The sequence below is a fragment of the Haloferax larsenii genome (assembly GCF_024730625.1).
Taxonomy (GTDB): domain Archaea; phylum Halobacteriota; class Halobacteria; order Halobacteriales; family Haloferacaceae; genus Haloferax; species Haloferax larsenii.
In genome coordinates this window covers 13,328-31,143 of record NZ_CP078064.1, presented here as the reverse complement: position 1 = coordinate 31,143, position 17,816 = coordinate 13,328, and the positions used below count along the sequence as shown (strand labels likewise).

The 17,816-nt window shown below is 56.8% G+C and carries 15 protein-coding genes; 5 read left to right on the top strand and 10 right to left on the bottom strand.

Features of this window, described 5'->3' with window-relative positions; genetic code table 11:
* Positions 1 to 34: 34 nt before the first annotated feature.
* Positions 35 to 2,671 (bottom strand): oligosaccharide flippase family protein, encoded by a 2,637-nt coding sequence (locus KU306_RS15970; protein WP_258303578.1) that lies wholly within the window; start codon positions 2,669 to 2,671, stop codon positions 35 to 37.
* Between the two features lie 287 nt (positions 2,672 to 2,958).
* Between KU306_RS15970 and KU306_RS15965 the strand changes: the two genes are divergently transcribed.
* Complete coding sequence (locus tag KU306_RS15965) at positions 2,959 to 3,873, top strand: glycosyltransferase family 2 protein (RefSeq protein WP_258303672.1); 915 nt, start codon at positions 2,959 to 2,961, stop codon at positions 3,871 to 3,873.
* 9 nt (positions 3,874 to 3,882) lie between these two features.
* On the opposite strand, the gene KU306_RS15960 is transcribed toward KU306_RS15965, so the two are convergent.
* The 6 genes from KU306_RS15960 to KU306_RS15935 all read right to left on the bottom strand — a co-directional run bounded on the left by KU306_RS15960 (position 3,883) and on the right by KU306_RS15935 (position 10,772).
* Positions 3,883 to 5,205, bottom strand: a complete 1,323-nt coding sequence (locus tag KU306_RS15960) for a helix-turn-helix transcriptional regulator (RefSeq protein ID WP_258303577.1) — start codon at positions 5,203 to 5,205, stop codon at positions 3,883 to 3,885.
* Positions 5,206 to 5,529: 324 nt separating this feature from the next.
* Positions 5,530 to 6,141 (bottom strand): DUF7344 domain-containing protein, encoded by a 612-nt coding sequence (locus tag KU306_RS15955; RefSeq protein ID WP_007542152.1) that lies wholly within the window; start codon positions 6,139 to 6,141, stop codon positions 5,530 to 5,532.
* 260 nt (positions 6,142 to 6,401) lie between these two features.
* Positions 6,402 to 7,391, bottom strand: a complete 990-nt coding sequence (locus KU306_RS15950) for a Gfo/Idh/MocA family protein (RefSeq protein WP_258303576.1) — start codon at positions 7,389 to 7,391, stop codon at positions 6,402 to 6,404.
* Positions 7,384 to 8,526, bottom strand: coding sequence for a DegT/DnrJ/EryC1/StrS family aminotransferase (locus tag KU306_RS15945; RefSeq protein ID WP_007542148.1), 1,143 nt, complete (start codon positions 8,524 to 8,526; stop codon positions 7,384 to 7,386). The genes KU306_RS15950 and KU306_RS15945 overlap by 8 nt, the downstream gene beginning before the upstream one ends.
* Positions 8,527 to 9,098: 572 nt before the next feature.
* Entirely contained in the window at positions 9,099 to 9,446 is a 348-nt protein-coding gene (locus KU306_RS15940) for a helix-turn-helix transcriptional regulator (RefSeq protein ID WP_007542146.1), read from the bottom strand.
* Between the two features lie 657 nt (positions 9,447 to 10,103).
* Positions 10,104 to 10,772: a helix-turn-helix domain-containing protein gene (locus KU306_RS15935; protein WP_049918702.1), complete on the bottom strand. Its 669-nt coding sequence runs from the start codon at positions 10,770 to 10,772 to the stop codon at positions 10,104 to 10,106.
* Positions 10,773 to 11,033: 261 nt separating this feature from the next.
* Between KU306_RS15935 and KU306_RS15930 the strand changes: the two genes are divergently transcribed.
* Together KU306_RS15930 and KU306_RS15925 are read left to right on the top strand one after the other, a co-directional pair.
* On the top strand, positions 11,034 to 11,327 hold the full coding sequence (locus KU306_RS15930; protein WP_258303575.1) for a hypothetical protein: 294 nt from the start codon (positions 11,034 to 11,036) through the stop codon (positions 11,325 to 11,327).
* Positions 11,328 to 11,375: 48 nt separating this feature from the next.
* Complete coding sequence (locus tag KU306_RS15925) at positions 11,376 to 12,326, top strand: phosphohexomutase domain-containing protein (protein ID WP_258303574.1); 951 nt, start codon at positions 11,376 to 11,378, stop codon at positions 12,324 to 12,326.
* Positions 12,327 to 13,568: 1,242 nt separating this feature from the next.
* On the opposite strand, the gene KU306_RS15920 is transcribed toward KU306_RS15925, so the two are convergent.
* Together KU306_RS15920 and KU306_RS15915 are read right to left on the bottom strand one after the other, a co-directional pair.
* Positions 13,569 to 14,453 carry an alpha/beta fold hydrolase gene (locus KU306_RS15920; RefSeq protein WP_258303573.1) on the bottom strand — a complete coding sequence of 295 codons (885 nt, stop codon included), beginning with the start codon at positions 14,451 to 14,453 and terminating at the stop codon, positions 13,569 to 13,571.
* Between the two features lie 61 nt (positions 14,454 to 14,514).
* Positions 14,515 to 15,453 (bottom strand): UbiA family prenyltransferase, encoded by a 939-nt coding sequence (locus KU306_RS15915; RefSeq protein WP_258303572.1) that lies wholly within the window; start codon positions 15,451 to 15,453, stop codon positions 14,515 to 14,517.
* Between the two features lie 138 nt (positions 15,454 to 15,591).
* On the opposite strand from KU306_RS15915, the gene KU306_RS15910 reads away from it, so the two are divergent.
* Positions 15,592 to 16,479 carry a prenyltransferase gene (locus tag KU306_RS15910; protein ID WP_258303571.1) on the top strand — a complete coding sequence of 296 codons (888 nt, stop codon included), beginning with the start codon at positions 15,592 to 15,594 and terminating at the stop codon, positions 16,477 to 16,479.
* Between the two features lie 20 nt (positions 16,480 to 16,499).
* On the opposite strand, the gene KU306_RS15905 is transcribed toward KU306_RS15910, so the two are convergent.
* Positions 16,500 to 16,883 carry a nuclear transport factor 2 family protein gene (locus tag KU306_RS15905; RefSeq protein WP_258303570.1) on the bottom strand — a complete coding sequence of 128 codons (384 nt, stop codon included), beginning with the start codon at positions 16,881 to 16,883 and terminating at the stop codon, positions 16,500 to 16,502.
* A gap of 239 nt (positions 16,884 to 17,122) precedes the next feature.
* On the opposite strand from KU306_RS15905, the gene KU306_RS15900 reads away from it, so the two are divergent.
* On the top strand, positions 17,123 to 17,737 hold the full coding sequence (locus tag KU306_RS15900) for a phosphoribosyltransferase family protein (RefSeq protein ID WP_258303569.1): 615 nt from the start codon (positions 17,123 to 17,125) through the stop codon (positions 17,735 to 17,737).
* The last annotated feature ends 79 nt before the right edge of the window (positions 17,738 to 17,816 follow it).

Sequence of the window (17,816 nt, the reverse complement as noted above, 5' to 3'; positions counted from 1 at the left end):
CTTGTCGCTTCCGTCTCAACGAAAGGCGTCGCAGTTAGCGCGCGCTCCGCCCGGCGAGTGCGACGACACCGACGAACAGCATCGTCTGGTACCACACCGCACCAGTCGGAAGCCACCCCGCCGAAAGCCACTGTATCGGCAGCAGGTCGCTCACAGCCGCCGGAGTGGCCATCAACAGCGTCGACCCATCGGTCGAGTCAGTGAGGGCACTCTCCTCCGCCGAACTAGACGCCGTGGAGTCGGTTGCCGTTGTCTCTTCCGTCGAGTCGGTCGTCTCGGTGGTCGTCGTATCACTCGACGTTTCAGTCGTCGTGTCCGTGGCTGTGGTGTCTGTCGCCGTCGTGTCTGTGCTGGTGGTCGTCGCAGTTGTCGTCGTCGCTGTCGCCGTCTCGGTCGTCGTCTCGGTCGTCGTCGTGCCGGTGGGGGTGTCTGTGGTCGTGTCCGTGGTTGTGGTGTCAGTCGTCGTCGTGTCTGTGCTGGTGGTCGTCGTCGCTGTCGTCGTTGCGGTGGTCCCTGGTGTGTCGGTCGTGGTGGTCGTTGTGGTGTTGTTCCCCGGCGAATCAGTCGTCGTGGTCGTCGTGGTCGTCGTGTTGTTTCCGGGCGAGTCGGTCGTCGTTGTTGCGGTTGTGGTTGTGGTTGTGGTTGTGGTGTTGTTCCCCGGCGCTCCGGTGGTCGTTGTCGTCGTGTTGTTGGTCGGCGAGTCGGTGGTCGTCGCTGTCGACGTGGGTGCCTGGGTCGGCGTGTCGTCACCGCCGCTGTCGTCGTCCTCGTGGTCGTCCTCATCGTCATCGTCGTCGTCGCCACCGCCGAAGAACCCGCCGTCGTCGGTTGTCGTCGTGGTCGGTGAGCTAGTCGCCGTCGTCTGGTTGCTCGCCGTCGTCGTTGGGGTCCGTGTCGGGAGCGCTCTGTCTATTATCGACGGCGTGCCTGTTCCGGGCGGCATCGGTGTGTCCGTGACCGGAGAGGTGTTGTTGACCTCGGGAACCGGCGAGTCGCCGTCGATAGATGGTCCGACGTCGACACCGGGGACGCCCATCGCGAGTGCGACCCCCGAGAGGGAAAGCAAGACGCCGACAGCGAGCAGCGCGTACTGAAGCGTATCTTTGTGCCGTTCGGCCCACGACTCGTTGCCCCACGTCGGCCCGCTCGTCGTTTCGATTTCACCGCGGCGTGCTTGCACTCCTGCCGCCCACGAACCGAGTGGGTCAGGAAGCGAAGCCATCACGTCGAGCGCTTCGTCGACGCCGACTGCGCCGACCATGAATGCCACCGTCACGTACACGAGAAACCCAATCGGTGGCACGACTACCAGCGCGACGAGGCTGTGTTCGAGCGTCATCGAGAGCAGGAATATCGGAACGCCGGCGATGAATCCCGTCGCGAAGATTCGACTGATTCGGGCGTCTGCAAACGGCTTGAACCCGAGATACCGGGCACTGAAGAGGTTGAAAAGCGGCAGCGACGAGTAGCCAGTCGTCGTCGCGATTGCCGCGCCGAGAATACCGTATCGAGGGATGAGAAGTGCGTTCAATCCGAGGTTCAGCGCGGCCGCAGCGCCTGTCGCCGTGATGAGCGGCTTCATGTCCGCTTTCGCGTGGCTAATCGCGAGAATCGGCCTGACGACCGCGAATCCAATCGTTCCAGGAAGAAGGATGAGAAGCGGTGTGACCACCGGCATCGAACCGTCGCCGAGATAGAGTGGGACGAAGTCCTTCGCGAGCGCCCCGAGTCCAATCGACAGCAGGACGACGACGAGCATCCCGTAGCGCGTGACACGCGATGCGATTTCGTTAATCTGCTCGATGCGGTCTTCGGCCCAGAGGTCCGAGACGGACTGGATGAGCATCGACTGAATCGAACGCGGGATGACCCAGAGGAACTGCGTGATGACAAGCGCAGACTTGTAGTATCCGACCTGTGTCTCCGTGACGAACGACGCGAGCATCAGGACGTCGACGTGGTACATCGACGTCAGAAACAACATATAGACCACAGAGAGGTGGTTGAAGCTGAACAGTTCCTTCGTCGGGAACTCCTGTGGCGGCGTGGAGACGACACCACGAAGTGAGATACTACTTCGGAGCCACCACATCGCGAGGAGCGCCACGAGTCCGTTGACGACGATGAGGCCAACCATCAGCCCCCCGATTTCGAACCCGAGATAGGCGATACCGATGAGTGCGACTCTGGAGCCGACTTTGTTGAACACCCGAAGTGGTTCCGAGAGGTGTTCTTGCTTGAGTCCCATCAGCGACCGCCGCGAGTACTCGCGGAACTGTGTCGCGATAGTCAAGCCAGCCAGCCCGTAGAACCCGATGACGTACTCTCTCCCGAGGAATCGGGTGACGAGCCCCGACCAGGCCGCGAGGGCAAACGCGATTGCAGTCAGCACCGCCAGCACGGTTCCAAGTCGGAAGTAGTAGCCGAAGACGTGAGATTTCCAATCGCTAATCGACCGGTCCTCGGCGAGAAACTTCCGAGCCCCGCTGTTGATACCCGAACTCATCAATATCGTCGAGATACCGAAGACCGCAGTGAGAGTACTGTACCGACCGTAGAGTTCGAACCCGAGAGTCGTGATGAGAATTGGCGTCAGAACCACCGAAGAGAGTACGATGAAGATTCGACCGCCGACGATGGAGAGAAACGCCGTAACCATGTTACGGTTCATAGAAATCGCCCCCTCGTGGCACGCCTGACTCGTGGGCTCGGGTACGCCGTCAACGACCCATGGCAACGTATCGAACGCAGGTAACGTTTCACTGTCAATTCCATCTGCTGTTGCCCACCTATCACACCGACCCATCCTTATTATCGAGTGGATAGTTCGAACTTATCGCTCGGGTAAGACGATACACAGGCGCGACGCGGTCCGAATCGATGCGTACTGACGCCCCGACGAACCGTTACCAAATCGATAATAAAGGCCACAGAGTGGTGAGTAGCAGTCGATACTCGATGCCGACAGTGAGCGTCATCATTCCAACGTACAACCGAGCGGACGTGTTACCACGGGCAATCGACAGTGCTCTCGACCAAACGCTGTCTGACGTCGAGGTAATCGTCGTCGACGACGCCTCGTCCGACGAGACGGAGTCGGTCGTAACCTCCTACGACGACCCACGCGTGATTTACCGTGCCCACGAGACGAACCAGGGCGGGAGCGCGGCACGCAACACCGGAATCGAAATTGCTGAGGGCGAGTACATCGCGCTTCTCGACTCCGACGACAGGTGGGCACCGACGAAGCTCGAACGACAGGTCGAAACGCTCGAACAGCGCTCCGACGAGTGGGTCGCTGCCTACTGCGGGACGACCATCGTCGACGACGAGGAGGCAAATCCGTTGTGGGAGCGATTCAAATCGCTCGTCGGGGGGCACAGTTCGAGAGAGGGTGCGGAAGGCGGCGAGGAACTCATCAAGGAGATTCTCATGGAGAACCTCCACACCAGTGCTGGCTCGACCCTCATCGTCGAGCAATCGGTCGTGGACCAAATCGACGGCTTCGACGAGTCGTTCGACCGCTATCAGGACACCGAGTTCCTGATTCGGGTTCTCAAACAGGGGAAACTCGCCTACGTCGACGAACCGCTCTTACTTCGGTATCCGTCGGGTGGTCCGAGTGCCGATGCCGTCCGGGAGGCGAACAGCCACTATCTCCAGACGTTCGCCGAAGACGTCGTCGAACTCGAAACCCGCGGGTACGACGTCACGGGCACTCACCACTACGCCCTCGCGTCGTTGTATCTCCGCGAAGGCCGCTTCGAACCCGGACTTGCATTCCTCCGCTCGGGCACGACACCCGGTATCGGTCAGCTTCCGGGTCTCTTGTTCAGCGTGGTCAAAGGGTTCCAGAATCGAATGAGCGCCTGACTGTCGGGACTACTCTTCGAGGGGAGAGGCGACTCCTTCGGGCATCGACCCCTTCTCGGCGACGATGTTTTGCCTGCCGACGCTAATCTTCTCTATCGTTCCGTCGTCACACATCCGAGAGAGCAACCGGCTCACCTTCGACTTCGACCAGTTGTTGCTCTCGACGATTGTACTCTGGTACACCCACCCGTCGTTCTCTCGAAGCAACTGCACGACTCTGTCTTCGTCGGTCAAGATTGGTTTCGATGGCTGCTGGGTTTCTGACACCTCCGGGCGCTGTGAGGACTGACGGGTGTCTGGTCTGGTTTCGGGCTCGGGTTCCGACTCGACAGCCGCGTTGTCGCCACCGGCTTCCCGGTTCCTCATCACTCTGTTCAGCGACCCACTGAACGGATACGTCTCAGAGACGCGAACCCACCGGGTTCCGACCGCGACGACGCCGAGCAGCGTCCCACCTGCGAACAGAAGCAACGGTGTGGTTCTGGCATCGTCGACTTTCGTCCCGAGTTTGGTTTCGAGTCCGTCACGGAGCCCATCTCCATCTGTGTCGGCGACGACGGGGTTGCTATCGTGTGCGTACTCGTACGCATCGCTCAGCCCGTCGTTGTCGGTGTCGGCCGTGGGGTCTTTCGGGGGCGTTCCGAGGCGGTTCTCGACACCGTCTGGGATGCCGTCACCGTCTGTATCGGCGTCTGTCGGTGACAGCGAGTTCGACAACTCCATCGCGTCTCCCAGATTGTCACCGTCGGTGTCGGCATCTGTCGGTGACGTCCCGTAATTCTTCACCTCGGCACCGTCTTCGAGACTGTCTTTGTCGGTGTCCATGAGAAACATCGAGGTGTTGTTCGACAGTTCGTTCACATTGGAGAGTTCGTCACTGTCGATGTCACCTTCTTTCTCGATGATGCTGACGTTGACTGTGTCGGTGCCGAGTTTCTCGGACTGGCCGGGGTAGTTGTTCCACAGGACGACCGTGACGTTCTCCGACTTTTCGAACGTCGAGAGGTTCTCGTACTCGAACGTCACGTTCTGTGTGCCTTCGGCTGCACTCTTGTCTTGACAGCCAATCTGCTCTCCGTCTTCGGCTTGGACGCAGAGCTTGTAGAGGTTCGACTCGTTCGATGCGTTGAACGTCACTTCCAGGGTGTTAGATTCAGTTTCCCAGAGGTACGCCGAGTCGTCGGACTGTTTGACTGGGACCGTATTCGTGAACTCGCCTTCGACGAACGCCGTATCCTCCGTCCCGTCCGGCGACGCGGCGACGGAGGCTGGAGCGACGAGCGTCGTCAGAATACAGATACCTATCACGAACAGGGCTCGTCTCTGTGTCATCGTCACGGAGAGTGTACCCCAATACTGGCGTATCTACTCTGGAGAGCATGTAATCCGACACCATCGTCTATCTCTCGCGTATCGAACCTACTCGGGTCTCGGTCAGTTTGGCGGGGGGCGTCTGTACTCATGGTACTAATTGTGCGATATGTCCCAAAATCATACTTGAGCAATATGAATCTCACGGCAGAATGTGCTTGTGGTTCACTCGGTGCCAGCGTAAACGACACGAACTAATCGGTTCGAAGACCGGACACATCCACAGAAACATCTCACGAGTAGCTCACGAACAGCGTCGAACACGCGGGCGAAATTCGTGAAACGTCAGTTGTCTTCCGCCATCTCGAATTCGTCGAGGACTTGCCAGAAGGTAAGCGCCGTGTAGACACTCATGATGGCGAGGGCAACAAAGAGGTGCGAGACTGCCTCGAATCCGGGAAGACCGAGCCCGGACGCACCGATTGCGACTGCACTGAGGGCGGACACTGCCAGATAGTACGTTCCCCACGAACGTTCCGTCGACGGTTCTTGTTTCTCCTCGTCGCTATCGGAGTCCTCCGGCCGTTCGAGATACTCGATGAGTCTGTTTGCATGCGGTTTCTTCTCGACGATGCCTCGGCTCTGGTTGTAATCGATGATTCCTTCTTCGTCGAGTTTCGGAAGGTGGGCCTGATACAGTGCGATGTACACGCGCTGACGCTGGTCGGACATCAACGCCTGAACTGTCGTATCGTGTTCCCACGCAGCGACCTGCTCTGCGATGTCGCGCATCTGGACGGGGCCTTCGCGGCCACGCAGATACCTGAGTACGTTCCGTCGACGCTCGTTTTGGAGGAGATGGTATATCTCGTCTTTTCCGAGGTCGGTCGTCTCTTCGTCCGCATCAGTACGTTGGTCGACCAGCGATTCACCTGGGGCGGTAACTTGGGCAGACATCTTCGCCCAGACCGTTATTTCGGTACCAAATAAATCGGTGACTTCGTTTCTTATTTTCCAAATGTTGCAGCCCACTTACGCTTTGAGTTACTACTAATTCTGTTAATTGCACTACTGTTTCACACTGTTTCACGCCAAAAATCGGCAGACAGCGACAACATAAAATATCTGATATATGTCTGACAGCATCTCGTCGATATTCAGCGAAAATCGAATCGTTGCAGCGGCCACTGATGAGTTACAGCAGTGGTGACTCCCAATTACTGGGCGTCGACCTGCACTCGTCGCTTCTGATCCGGTATCGATTTCGCTTCCTCGTCGAGTTCCTTCGTGAGCTTCAGCACACGCAGCCCCTGTTCTCCATCGACGACGGGTTGGGAGTCCGTCTTCGCAGCGTTGGCGAACGAACTCAGTTCGCTCTTCAGTGGCTCTTTCTGCTCGACGGTGAGCGTCTCGACGAAGTTCTCGTGGCGATGGCGTACGAGCGAGCCATCGTCGATGTGCGCCGGGACCGACGAGCGGTGAATCTCGATGCTCTGGTCGATGTAATCGACCTTGACCCGGCAGTCTTCCGCCGAGATTGTGAGCCCTCGGACCTTCTCCTGTGTGACGCGACTCGTCGTGAGCGACGCGGTCACACCAGTGTCGAATCGGAGTGTGGCGTTCGCGTAGCGACAGTCGGGCGTCCCGACCGCGTTGTACGAATCGATGTCGCCGTCGACGATATCCAAGACGATGTCGAGGTCGTGAATCATCAGGTCCATCACGACCGAGTCGTCGATTGCGCGGTCGATTGGTGGTCCCACCCGTTCGGTCGAGACAGCATAGATATCGAGGTCCTCGACGAGGTCTCGGAGCGTTTGGACGACTGGGTTGAACCGCTCGATGTGTCCGACCTGTAACGTGAGGTCACGGTCGTCCGCGATGTCGATGAGTTCGCTTCCGTTTTCGGGGTCGTCGACGAACGGCTTTTCGACGAGGACGTGGACGTCTGATTCCAGCGCCCGTTTGGCGTTCTCGTAGTGGAACTGCGTCGGTACGGCGATAGAGACGACATCCGCGGCTTCGAGCAGACCCTCCATCGACCGTGCGGTCGTTCCATATTGCGCCGCAACGCCTGATGCGCGCTCGTCGTCGACGTCGAAGACGCCGACGAGATTCGTTCCCGGGAGTTCGTCGTAGACGCGAGCGTGGTTCTGTCCCATGCTCCCGACCCCGATGACGCCTGCGTTCACGACTTCGTCAGTCATTGGTCACCTCCATAATTTCTTTCGTCGGACTACTCGGTGGTTCGATGGAAACTTCCTCTCGAAGTACGGTCCCGACTCGTTCGATTTCGTCGTCGTCGAGTGCCGGGTGGACCGGAAGCGACAACACTTGGTCACAGACGAGTTCGGCCACGGGCGCACGCACGTCGATGTCGTCGTACGCGGGCTGGTCGTGGATGCATCGCGGATAGTACACGCCACTCCCGATGCCGTGTTCGTCGAGCTGGTCAGCGACCGCATCTCGGTTTCCGACGCGGATTGTGTACTGGTGATAGGAGTGACCGTATCCGTCGGGGACTGTCGGCGTCACTGCATTCGTGCTCGCGAGCGCGTCGTCTAATTGCATCGCGTTCTCACGACGGCGTTTTACGAAGCCGGGAAGACGTTCGAGTTGTGCACGCCCCATTGCGGCGGCGATACTTGTCATCCGGAAGTTGTGCCCGAGAGAGACGTGCCGGTAGCCGTCGGCCTCGCGGCCGTGGTTGATGAAACTCGCCGCGTTTTCGGCGACGTGTTCGTCGTCGGTGACGACGATTCCGCCTTCGCCGGTCGTCATGTTCTTCGTCGGGTAAAACGAGAAACACGCGGCTTCGCCGAGCGACCCGACCGGGCTTCCGAAGTACGTCGCACCGTGTGCTTGTGCAGCGTCTTCGATAATCGTCACGTCGAACTCGTCTGCAATTTCGCGTAGCTCTCCCATCGGTGCCGGGAGCCCATAGAGGTGCACGACAACCATCGCTTCGACGTCACCGTCGAGCGCTTCGAGTTTCGCAGCCACAGCGGCCGGGTCGAGGTTGAACGTCTCTGGGTCGATATCCGCGAACACGGGCTCTGCACCGGCGAACCGAATCGCGTTCGCAGTCGCGACGAACGAAAACGGGGTGGTGAGTACCCGGTCACCATCGCCGACGCCGACTGCTTCGAGAGCCGTGTGAAGGGCGGTGGTGCCATTCGACGTCGCGACACCGTGGTCGACGCCGCAGTCGTCTGCGAACTCCGATTCGAACTCCCGAACTTCTGGGCCGTCCGCAATCATCCCGGACTCGACGACGGTCTCGATTCGAGAGAGTTCGTCGTCTCCAAGTATGGGGGCGGCAATGTTGATATCATCGCTCATCGGTCGCTTCGTCCTCCCGTCGAACTGTTCACAGCACAGCTAGACCATCGCGTATGGCTATCGGGGGTCTGGTGTAGCTCTTTCATAGGGTATCCCGCGGTTCTGTTACCGCTGTGGGTAGCCAGACACTATCAGGGCATTATTATGGGCAAGATAAGGGGTCTGAGGAGCTGAACAGACGGAATTTCGGTGCCGACGCTCCCGAGACTGCGACTCTGGTGTTTCCTCATGTGACTTATCACATCTGTAAGACTGACGTGTTCCAGAATCGAACCTCCTTGGTGGGAGTCTAGGATAACGACTCGTCCAACGAGATAGGTCTTCGACGGGCTTACACCCAACATAAGCAAGTAGTGACGGATTCAACGAACGTTCGTGATGAATGTGGGAGAACTCGGCTGTGTCGACACACAGGAAGCGACCACCCCGACGGAGTGTGGCTAATGCTGACGGGACAGTTTGTTCCAGTGAGTGCCGCTTTCGTCGGGCTTGCACTGGTCACGTCGGGTTTGGGACACGCTCGTCAGGTCGGCCTGTCGATGGTTCGGGCTCGACGCTTCGTGTTCTTATTTTTACTCTGCGGAACGGTGACGCTCGCTCTTTGAACGGACACGCTGTCGTGGTTTTCCACGACTTTGTGGAAGGAAGACTCGCTTACCGTTCCCCTGTCGATGTCGTTCGATTCGTTCTTGGGTCTCCATCCGACAGAGCGTTCGGCTAATCGTCGATTCAGACCAGCGAGTGTGCTCGACTAGTGCGGACTGTTCGAGACTCCCTCCTTCGATGTGGAGGAGTTGGAGGATTCGCCGTTCGGGATTGAGGAGTTCGGGATTGACCCCTAACAGCGGATGGTCAGCGTCGGCATCGACGTGGTGCGAACCCGAATCGAAGTGGTTGCCAGATGGGTCGCGACCGGACACGTCTGACCGAATCTCCGCCTGAGGCTGCTCTGTCTCCGATTTTGTCGCCGAAACTGACCCTCCTGCTGGCTTCGAACTCGTTCGGGAACTAATCAGTCCGAGACAGAACAAGACAATCTTGCAGAGCTTCCGACTGAGCTTCGCGACGGGAGAACGTGGAGAAAGACGCTGAGCCGTGAAACGAGAATCACTTTCTGTCCGTTCGGTTCCCTGGACAGAAGATTGGGTGTCATCTTCAGTTCGATTCGACATGGAGATACTATCTCTCACTCACTGTGATAGATGGTATACCAATCATATTTGGGTTCCATTCGTGCATCTGCGTACTATCGTTCGATACTGTGGGCTTTCGCATAGTCAGATTCACCTTGGTGGAAGTACCTTCGCACGTTTCGTACGCGTTGAGGGTAGGGAGAATGGGTACCGTCGAGAGCGAACAGCCTCCAACTCTGTTTGAATCCTCTGTGTTGGCACGCGATTCAAGACTGGCGAGATGGCAGCGAAACGTACTGCCGGTGGGGAGTCAGCGATTGGGACACACTGGACACAACGCCAGGGGGCAGGGAGTGTCGAGTCTGTCGCCACACGTTAGGTACCCACTCCGCTTCCGTATTGATACGTCGGAACCGTCGTATTTGGGGTTGCATGTGCAAGGTGTCAAAATGGGAATTCAGGGGTGAGTCGCTGGACGAGTGCATTCTGAACGAGCCGCTCGTGGCCTCTACGGAGCCGTTGGGACGTTGCCTGGTGACTGATACCTAATATGTTAGCGACACCCGTTATATCGGAGTCGCGGGGGACTTCGTAGTACCCTTCTCTGAACGCAGTCACGAGCGTTCGGTGTTGTGCCTCGGTGAGTCCGAAGCGGGAGGGGTCCGCGGCTTCCGTGCAGTCCGAGATGCGCTCGACAGTGTGTGTAAGCCCGTTCTGTTCCCACGTCTCTGTTAATGCCCGCAGCGACTCGCGTTTTTCCGCGAGGACGCGAAATACCCACTCACTACCTTGCGCATACGAATCGACGACAGTCAGCCGTGTATCCGCGAAGAGTCGAAGGATTGGGTCCGAAAGCGCCTCGAACCCGGTGCGGTAGACGCCTCCTTGTTTCGACGAAAAGACCTTCGAGTGAGCCGAGACACTCGGGTCGCTACGGAGCGCCGGTTCGACCAATGTCGCGTCGTTACCCCGAACCCAAATCGATGGTGTCGTACTTGCACTATCCACCTGCACGGACCGAAGTAGTCGCGCTTCGATGCTCGGGTGACGGGCGAGCGCATCGTCGAGGATGAACGTCGATGCGGGAACGCGGAGGGTAGCAACAGTGCTCACACGGGGACTAGGCTCTTTTGCGCCGTTATTATCGGGGCAGTAAGCGATTCGAGCGACTTCGTGGCTTATTGTAGGATAAAAAACACCATGCGGGAGTCGATTTCCACCATCGCGTAATCGCCCGTATACAGTCTGAAACTGTTGATTTGGGTGGTACTAAGGACTAGAAGCGTACATTACCCGGCCGATAGTAAACATCTCAAGACCCGATGTTGCAGTATGTTCGCACCCTCACGCATTCGCGGTCCATACGGCACCCATATGACCGCCGAACTCGCTCTCAAAGCCGGCCGAACACTTGGTGACAGGCACGAGGCGGTCGCGCTCGGACACGACCCGAGAGAGAACGCTCGACTCTTGGCAGACGCTGTCGCGACGGGCATCCGCGAAGCTGGTGGCACCGTCTATCGACTCGGTACAGTCGCGAGCCCCGCGGTTTCGACCGCCGTCAGGCAACTGGACGCCGACGGTGGAATTGCCGTCACGGCAGCCCCTGATCCCTCCGAAGATGTCGGATTGAAACTGTTCGACAGCGACGGGTCGCGCCTCTCGTGAGAGCGCCAACGGCACCTCGTTCGGCGCGTCAACGGAACGACTGCCGATTTGGCATCGTGGGACAGTCTCGGAACAGAGCAGTGGCTGGAGGACGCAGCAGAAGACTACATCGAACGCCTCTGTGACGGCCAGTCGTCGTTCGACGAGGTGCACGTCGTCGTCGATGTCGGTGAACATCGTGTCGATAACGTCGCTGAGACGCTCGAACGGTTGGAGTGTACTGTCGACCGTGTCACCGAATCGTCCTCCGACGCGTTCCCGCGGCGACGGGTCGCCCAGAACGATTCCGTGTGTTCGACGCTCTGCAACGCCGTTGCAACGTCCGCTGCTGATTTCGGTGTGGCTCACGACCCAGATGCAGACCGAATCGTTGCAATCGACGAGCGTGGACACGTCGTCGGCGGAGATACGCTGTTAGCACTCCTCGCGAAACGGACGGTCGAACAATCGGACGGAAGCGGGCGTGTCGCGGTTCCCCTCGAAGCAAGTCGGCGTATCGAAGAAGTCGTCGACGATGCTGGCGGCGAGATTGTTCGAACACAGATGGACGGAATGCCTGGTTCGGGACCAGCGTCCACGACCGAGGTTGTATTCGGAGGTGAACCGAGCGGTGTTCACCACTGGCCCGACGAGTCACCCTGTCCCGACGCCGCACTGTCGGCGATTCATCTCGCACGCCTCGTCGACGATGGACCGTCTCTCTCCAGACAGGTCCAACGAATCGACGACTATTCGCTGTATTTCGAGTCGTTTTCGGTCGACAAGTCAACCCGTACGATGTCTCGAATTACCGATGCAGCACGGAACCAGTTCGAAGACGTTCAGACGGACGATGGTCTCTTCGTCGAAGACGACGAGGCGTGGTTCGTCGTTCGGCCAAGTCGGACAGCAGGAGAACTTCGGGTAACGGTCGAGGGAACGTCGGACCGGCATGCAAAGCGGCTCTTCGAACGAGTGACCAGGCTCGTCTGTACCGGCAAATCCGCAGCTGTCGTGTAGTTTTGATTGTGGAACTTTCACAAATATAGACACGTTATCGAGATTACCAAAATCACCAAGAAGATTTGGAGGTGAGCTTCTCTTGATTGGTCAGAAATCGTTCAGCTACTCCAGTGAATGGATGCTCATTACAAACGTACGAGTGTAACGATAACTGAGACAAATTCCAAGTAGTCTCAACGACGTGGAATTCACCGTAATCGACTGAGAGCTAGGCTGTCATAATCGCCTTCGTCGACGGTGAGAGTACCGTTCGTGGTGTGTATTCACAAGCCAGTTTTGGAGATAATACTCGAAAATCTGCCAAATGCTGTCTGGTTTTTATTTCTAAGAACGTCAGATAGCGCTACTAACACTGTGGCTAGTGGACACGACACTACCACTGCCGTAACAGCAGGTGGTTTGTCTTTCCGAACTTCCGTCTTCGATGTCCGAACCCACAGTGGAATTGTGTAGAACTAACAATATATTCTGATTGAGGTGAGTGTCGACATAGTCACTTTCGCCATCGCGATGAGGCAGATACATCGGTCGTTCTCCTCCGCAGATATCCTACGTTCCACACTTGCTTCGGAGTAATCTCTGCTTGTGTGGCCCTACGTTGTCTAAATTTGTTGCTTGCATGCGAACGAGCACTTGAATCGGTATCGGCAGCTCCCATTAGTTTGTCCAGTAATCGTCGGCATTCACCCGTGAACCAGAGGTTCGGTTTCCTTGGTAATTGTGTCATATATTGTTAATTATGTTCAATTATACATTTTCCTCTTTTTGCCCCGACTTCACTTTGTCGTCGGTGCACTACTTCTGCGGCCGCTCGACCACGTGAACTCTCGCCCGTTCGAACTGGCGGACAGAACCAGGGCCTCGCCAATATGACTATAATACAGTATATATGATATTACAACAGTACTTGTGTAATTGTACATTGGACATCAATATGTATGTAGGTTGCCCTCTTGGTAGATAATTGAAATGTAAAGTTTAGTCCCACACTCGTGTTTCTGCCAGCGAAGTTCTCCGAGATTCCCCGAAACGCCTCGCCTCTCCCACTTGAGTTGGTTCGAACTTCCGGTCGTTATCGAAGTCAATTTTCCATGAGTACCGCTCGTGGTGTCGATACCTTGGGGAGACACGCTAGAGTGGACTATAACCTCACGCGTGTCGTCTCCGAATAGTCTACTCCGGTCCCACGCTTACTACCGTGAATGTCGAAAGCCCTCGCTCGCGTGGAGTGGGCAGTGACTACGCAACCCGGCCAGCCACGAGAGGCACCAGGCTCTCGTCTTCTTCTACACAGTCGAATACAGTTTCGACGAGGGTGTTGTACGTTTGTGGTCGTTCGACCATTACTGCGTGTGCTGCCTGCTGGACCTCACAGAAAACTGCATCGGGGATTCGACCCGCAGTTCGTCTCGCGGCTTCGATGGGCACGAGACTGTCCTCGCTGCCGTGGACTACCAGCGTTGGTGCAGTAATGCGATGACGTTCGTCGTTCTTCTCGTATCCCCAAAAGCTCTCGAGGACGTCCCATGCGGAGCGCTGCAGTGGTAACTCTAGGGTTTCGAGGAACTGTTCGACAACTGGGTCTGGCGTCGACCCGTGGAATATCTCTGACCGGGCGAACCACTTTGGCACAGTTTCGCCCCGAAACAGCTTGTATAGACCCGTGGCAATAGCGAATCGAATCACCGGTGGCTCCCACCACGGTGTGAGTGCATGGTCCGCACCACTACAGAGAACGAGTCCCTCGACCGACCACCGCTTCGCGTACTCAAGCGCTACAGCGGCCCCATAGCTCCATCCATTGAGAACGACGTTTTCGACGTCAAGTGCGGTGAGTAATCGACGGAGGTGTGTCGCGTGTGCCGAGACGGACCTCACTGTCTGCGACGACGACTGTCCATAGCCGACCAACGAGTAGGCGATGAGTTCGCGATTACCAGCGAAGTGGTCGAGTTGGAGGTAGTGATTCCACATCGACCCGAGCCCGCCGTGGATGAATACCAGCGGCGGTCCTTCCCCCGGAATATGCAGTGTTTCGAGTTCGATACCGTCTCCGATTGACGTCACTACTGGGTCTGGGAGGTCGTTGCGAACGTCTTCGAAAGTCTGGATACGTGTGTTCATCTGGGTGTCGTCAATGTGTTATCTCTCGAACGTGGCCGTTCTGTGGTAGTGACTGGAGAACTCACCACGTGTATTGCGAGACGGCGAGTGAAATGAAATACAATCCGATTACGGTGGATATCTGAGGGTCGATTTCGTCGCCGCCTTGCCAGTTCACCAGGAGGTACGTGACCACGCCACCGAGCCCCGCGAAGAGTGGAAGTGCTGCGTACCATCCAAAGACGAGCGCAGTTGCGATAAACGATATCGGGAACGAAACCGCGAGGAACCGTTTGACCCGGCCCGAACCGTATCTCACGACGAAGTTGTCGATTCCTGCCTTCGAGTCGCCCTCTTCGTCAGGGAGGTCCTGGTAAGAACTATTGACCGGGATAACGACCATGAGAACCGCGATTAACATCCAGACACTCTGATTTGGCGTGGGTGCGACCAATAGACTGCCGAACAAAATCGCAACCGTTCCCAAGAGCCCGAAGCAGAGCATGCTACTGAACGCACCGTCTTTCAGTCTGAACGGAGGGATTGTATACACAATCGCGACGAGAATCCAGCCGAACAATGCTATCGCTGCTTCAGGTTTGACCGCCCCACTAAACAGCATCCCCACACCCAGTAGGCTGATTCCTGTCGCGAGGATTTGTGTCTCGGTGACCTGCCCCGTCGCGAGTGGTCGGTCTGGGTTCGAGTGTTGGTCGGTTTCAGTGTCGGTCCAATCGTTGATAAACCACTGCCCCCAGTGTGCAAACGCCATTGCGCCGACTCCGATAGTAACGTGTAACAGATACCTGTCGGTCCACGACCCCGTGTCCAGTTGGAAAACGACCCCGACTAGGGTCAACGTGATGTAGACGAACGTTATCGGGAGCATCGATTTGATTCGAGCGAGTATCGGAGACCGATTCGTCCAGTCGTAGATTCCCCCGAGTAGAGCCCCGAAAAAGACCGTAATCCCAACTGCACGGTCAGCCGACTCGACGAGGGAGAGTACCTCTGATAGCATATGTCGTCGTGGTTTTGTTTTCGTATTAATTCTTTTCCGTCTTGGGGGAAGAGCAGTCGCAACATCCGAGCGCAGTCTGTTTGGCTAATTCTTCCCTGTTCCGAAAGGATTAATTGACATTCCTTGGTTCTAGGTGACATGACCGAGAATGCTGTAGCGGCGAGTAGTACAGACTATTCCGGTATCGGCGAGCGGGCGAGACACCTATTCGAGATGTCACGCCCCATCTGGTGGATTCACATGCTGCTCCCGATCACGTTTGCTATCCTTTATGCGGTGGATTCGGCCTCACAGATTCTCTCTGTGACTTCCCTTTGGTTTTTGGCGTACTTCTCTCTGCCCGGTAATCTCTACGTCTATGGTATGAACGACGCATTCGACGTCGACACAGATCAGGTGAATCCGAGGAAAATCGACGACGAGACGCCATCGGTGATATACGAACACGATACGATCAACACCGCAGTTATCCTCATCTGCGGACTTCTCATGGCATCTGTCGTATTCGTAACCACCGACCCGGTCGTGCTCGGACTTCTCGCAATCCTCGGTGTTGCAGCCATCGTCTACAATGTCCCCCCGATTCGACTGAAAGCGGTGCCGTTCGTTGATGCCTTCATCACGAGTACGCTCCTCATACCGCCAATCGCGGTGTACACGGCTATCTCCGGGTCCTTACCACCACTGACTATCATCGCAGGTGCCTGGGTTTGGGGAATGGGGTATCACATTATCGGTGCCATCGAAGACATCGAACCAGACAGGAAAGCCGGATTACTGACCACCGCGACGTTCCTCGGACGGGAGAAGACACTCGCGTTCTTCCTCGGGCTTTGGGTACTTGCACCAGTCCTTATCGCTCTGGAGAGCATCCCCGGAGCTGCGCTGATGTCTGTGTTCACTGTCAGTCTCATTTACACATTGGTGAGTGACAAGGAACTCAAAGACCTGTATCTCGCAATCCCGTTCATCAACGTCGGTGTGTTTGGCGTCGTAATTATCGGAGGAGTACTGCGACACCTCTGACGGGGCAGCCTTCGCCTCGATTACTCTGGCCGAGAGAACGGGAGGTACGACTGCCATCGCGTTATCTCGCCACCTTCGGTCTCGATGACGAACACCTGTGGGTAATCGACCTCTGAGCCATCCATCATACGGTGGTTCGTTTGTACTTCGACGACGAAGGCACCGTCGTCTCTCCAGAGGTTCTCGATAGTCAGTCGAGGTTGCGCGATGATTTCCCGAAGCGACGTCTCGAGCACGCGCCGAACCTCCTCCGGACCTTCGTACTGCGATTCGGGATAGTGTGGGTCGATGTACACGCCATCGTCGGCCCAGTACTCCGCAGGAACTACTGGGTCTTTGTCTTCCCACGCCTCGAATATACGGTCGATATCTTCTCGACTGAAGTCCTCGTTTCGTGTCGTCATGGTATCGACATCGACGAATGTCAACTCGTGTCAATTAGTTCTACTGGTCTGCTGTCTTTTCACAGTCGGCACGACCGAGGCCCACGTGGTGTGATTGGGTCGGTCACACGTGTCGTAGGAGATTACAGCAGCATCCCTGTAATGGCTGTTGCATCCGGTCACTGATGTACTGATTCGGTGTACCCATCACAAACTATTTGTTTTGATACCATCATGACTGATGTGGATTCAGCACATCCATGGCTAATCAAATCTGCACAGAAAGTGATACGGAAGAAGCGGTTGAACAAATTCGAGACGTGTACCGCAATGCGTCGGTCACTCAGTCTCAAGAGTACATTACGACGGTCAACCAACTCACCGACCAACTGCCCGCGTTGCAGCCTGAGACTCTTTCGGCAGCGAGTACCTTAGTTCAACGTCGAATCTCCGAATCGACAGACGTGATTGCTGTCGAAGAAGACAAAGGGTTGCCTATCGGCGTCCTCGCAGCCACTGAACTCCAGTTACCGCTGGCTGTCGCTCGTTGGTACACCTACGAAATCGACGTCGAAGACGAGCCACAGGTCGAAGTCGAGATGGACTCGGAGTATTACTCCGGACAGCTCTATCTGAACGGTGTGACCAGTGGCGATTCGGTGACGATCGTCGACGACACGATTAGTACCGGCGGCACGATGACGGCTCTCATCGACGCTATTCGAGAGGCCGGTGCGTCGGTAGAGGGAGCACACTGTCTCGTCGAAAAGCGCGATAACGGCGGGGTCGAACGAGTCGAAGCGGAGACTGGTGTCTCAGTTTCGACTGAAGTGGTGATTCGCGCCGACCACGATGGTGTCGAAGTCATCGAGTGACGAGTCTGTATGTCTCTCGGACGACTCTCACCTTGGAGCTCTCGCAGTTCGAGACACCGCCTGTACAGACGGTCCTCTT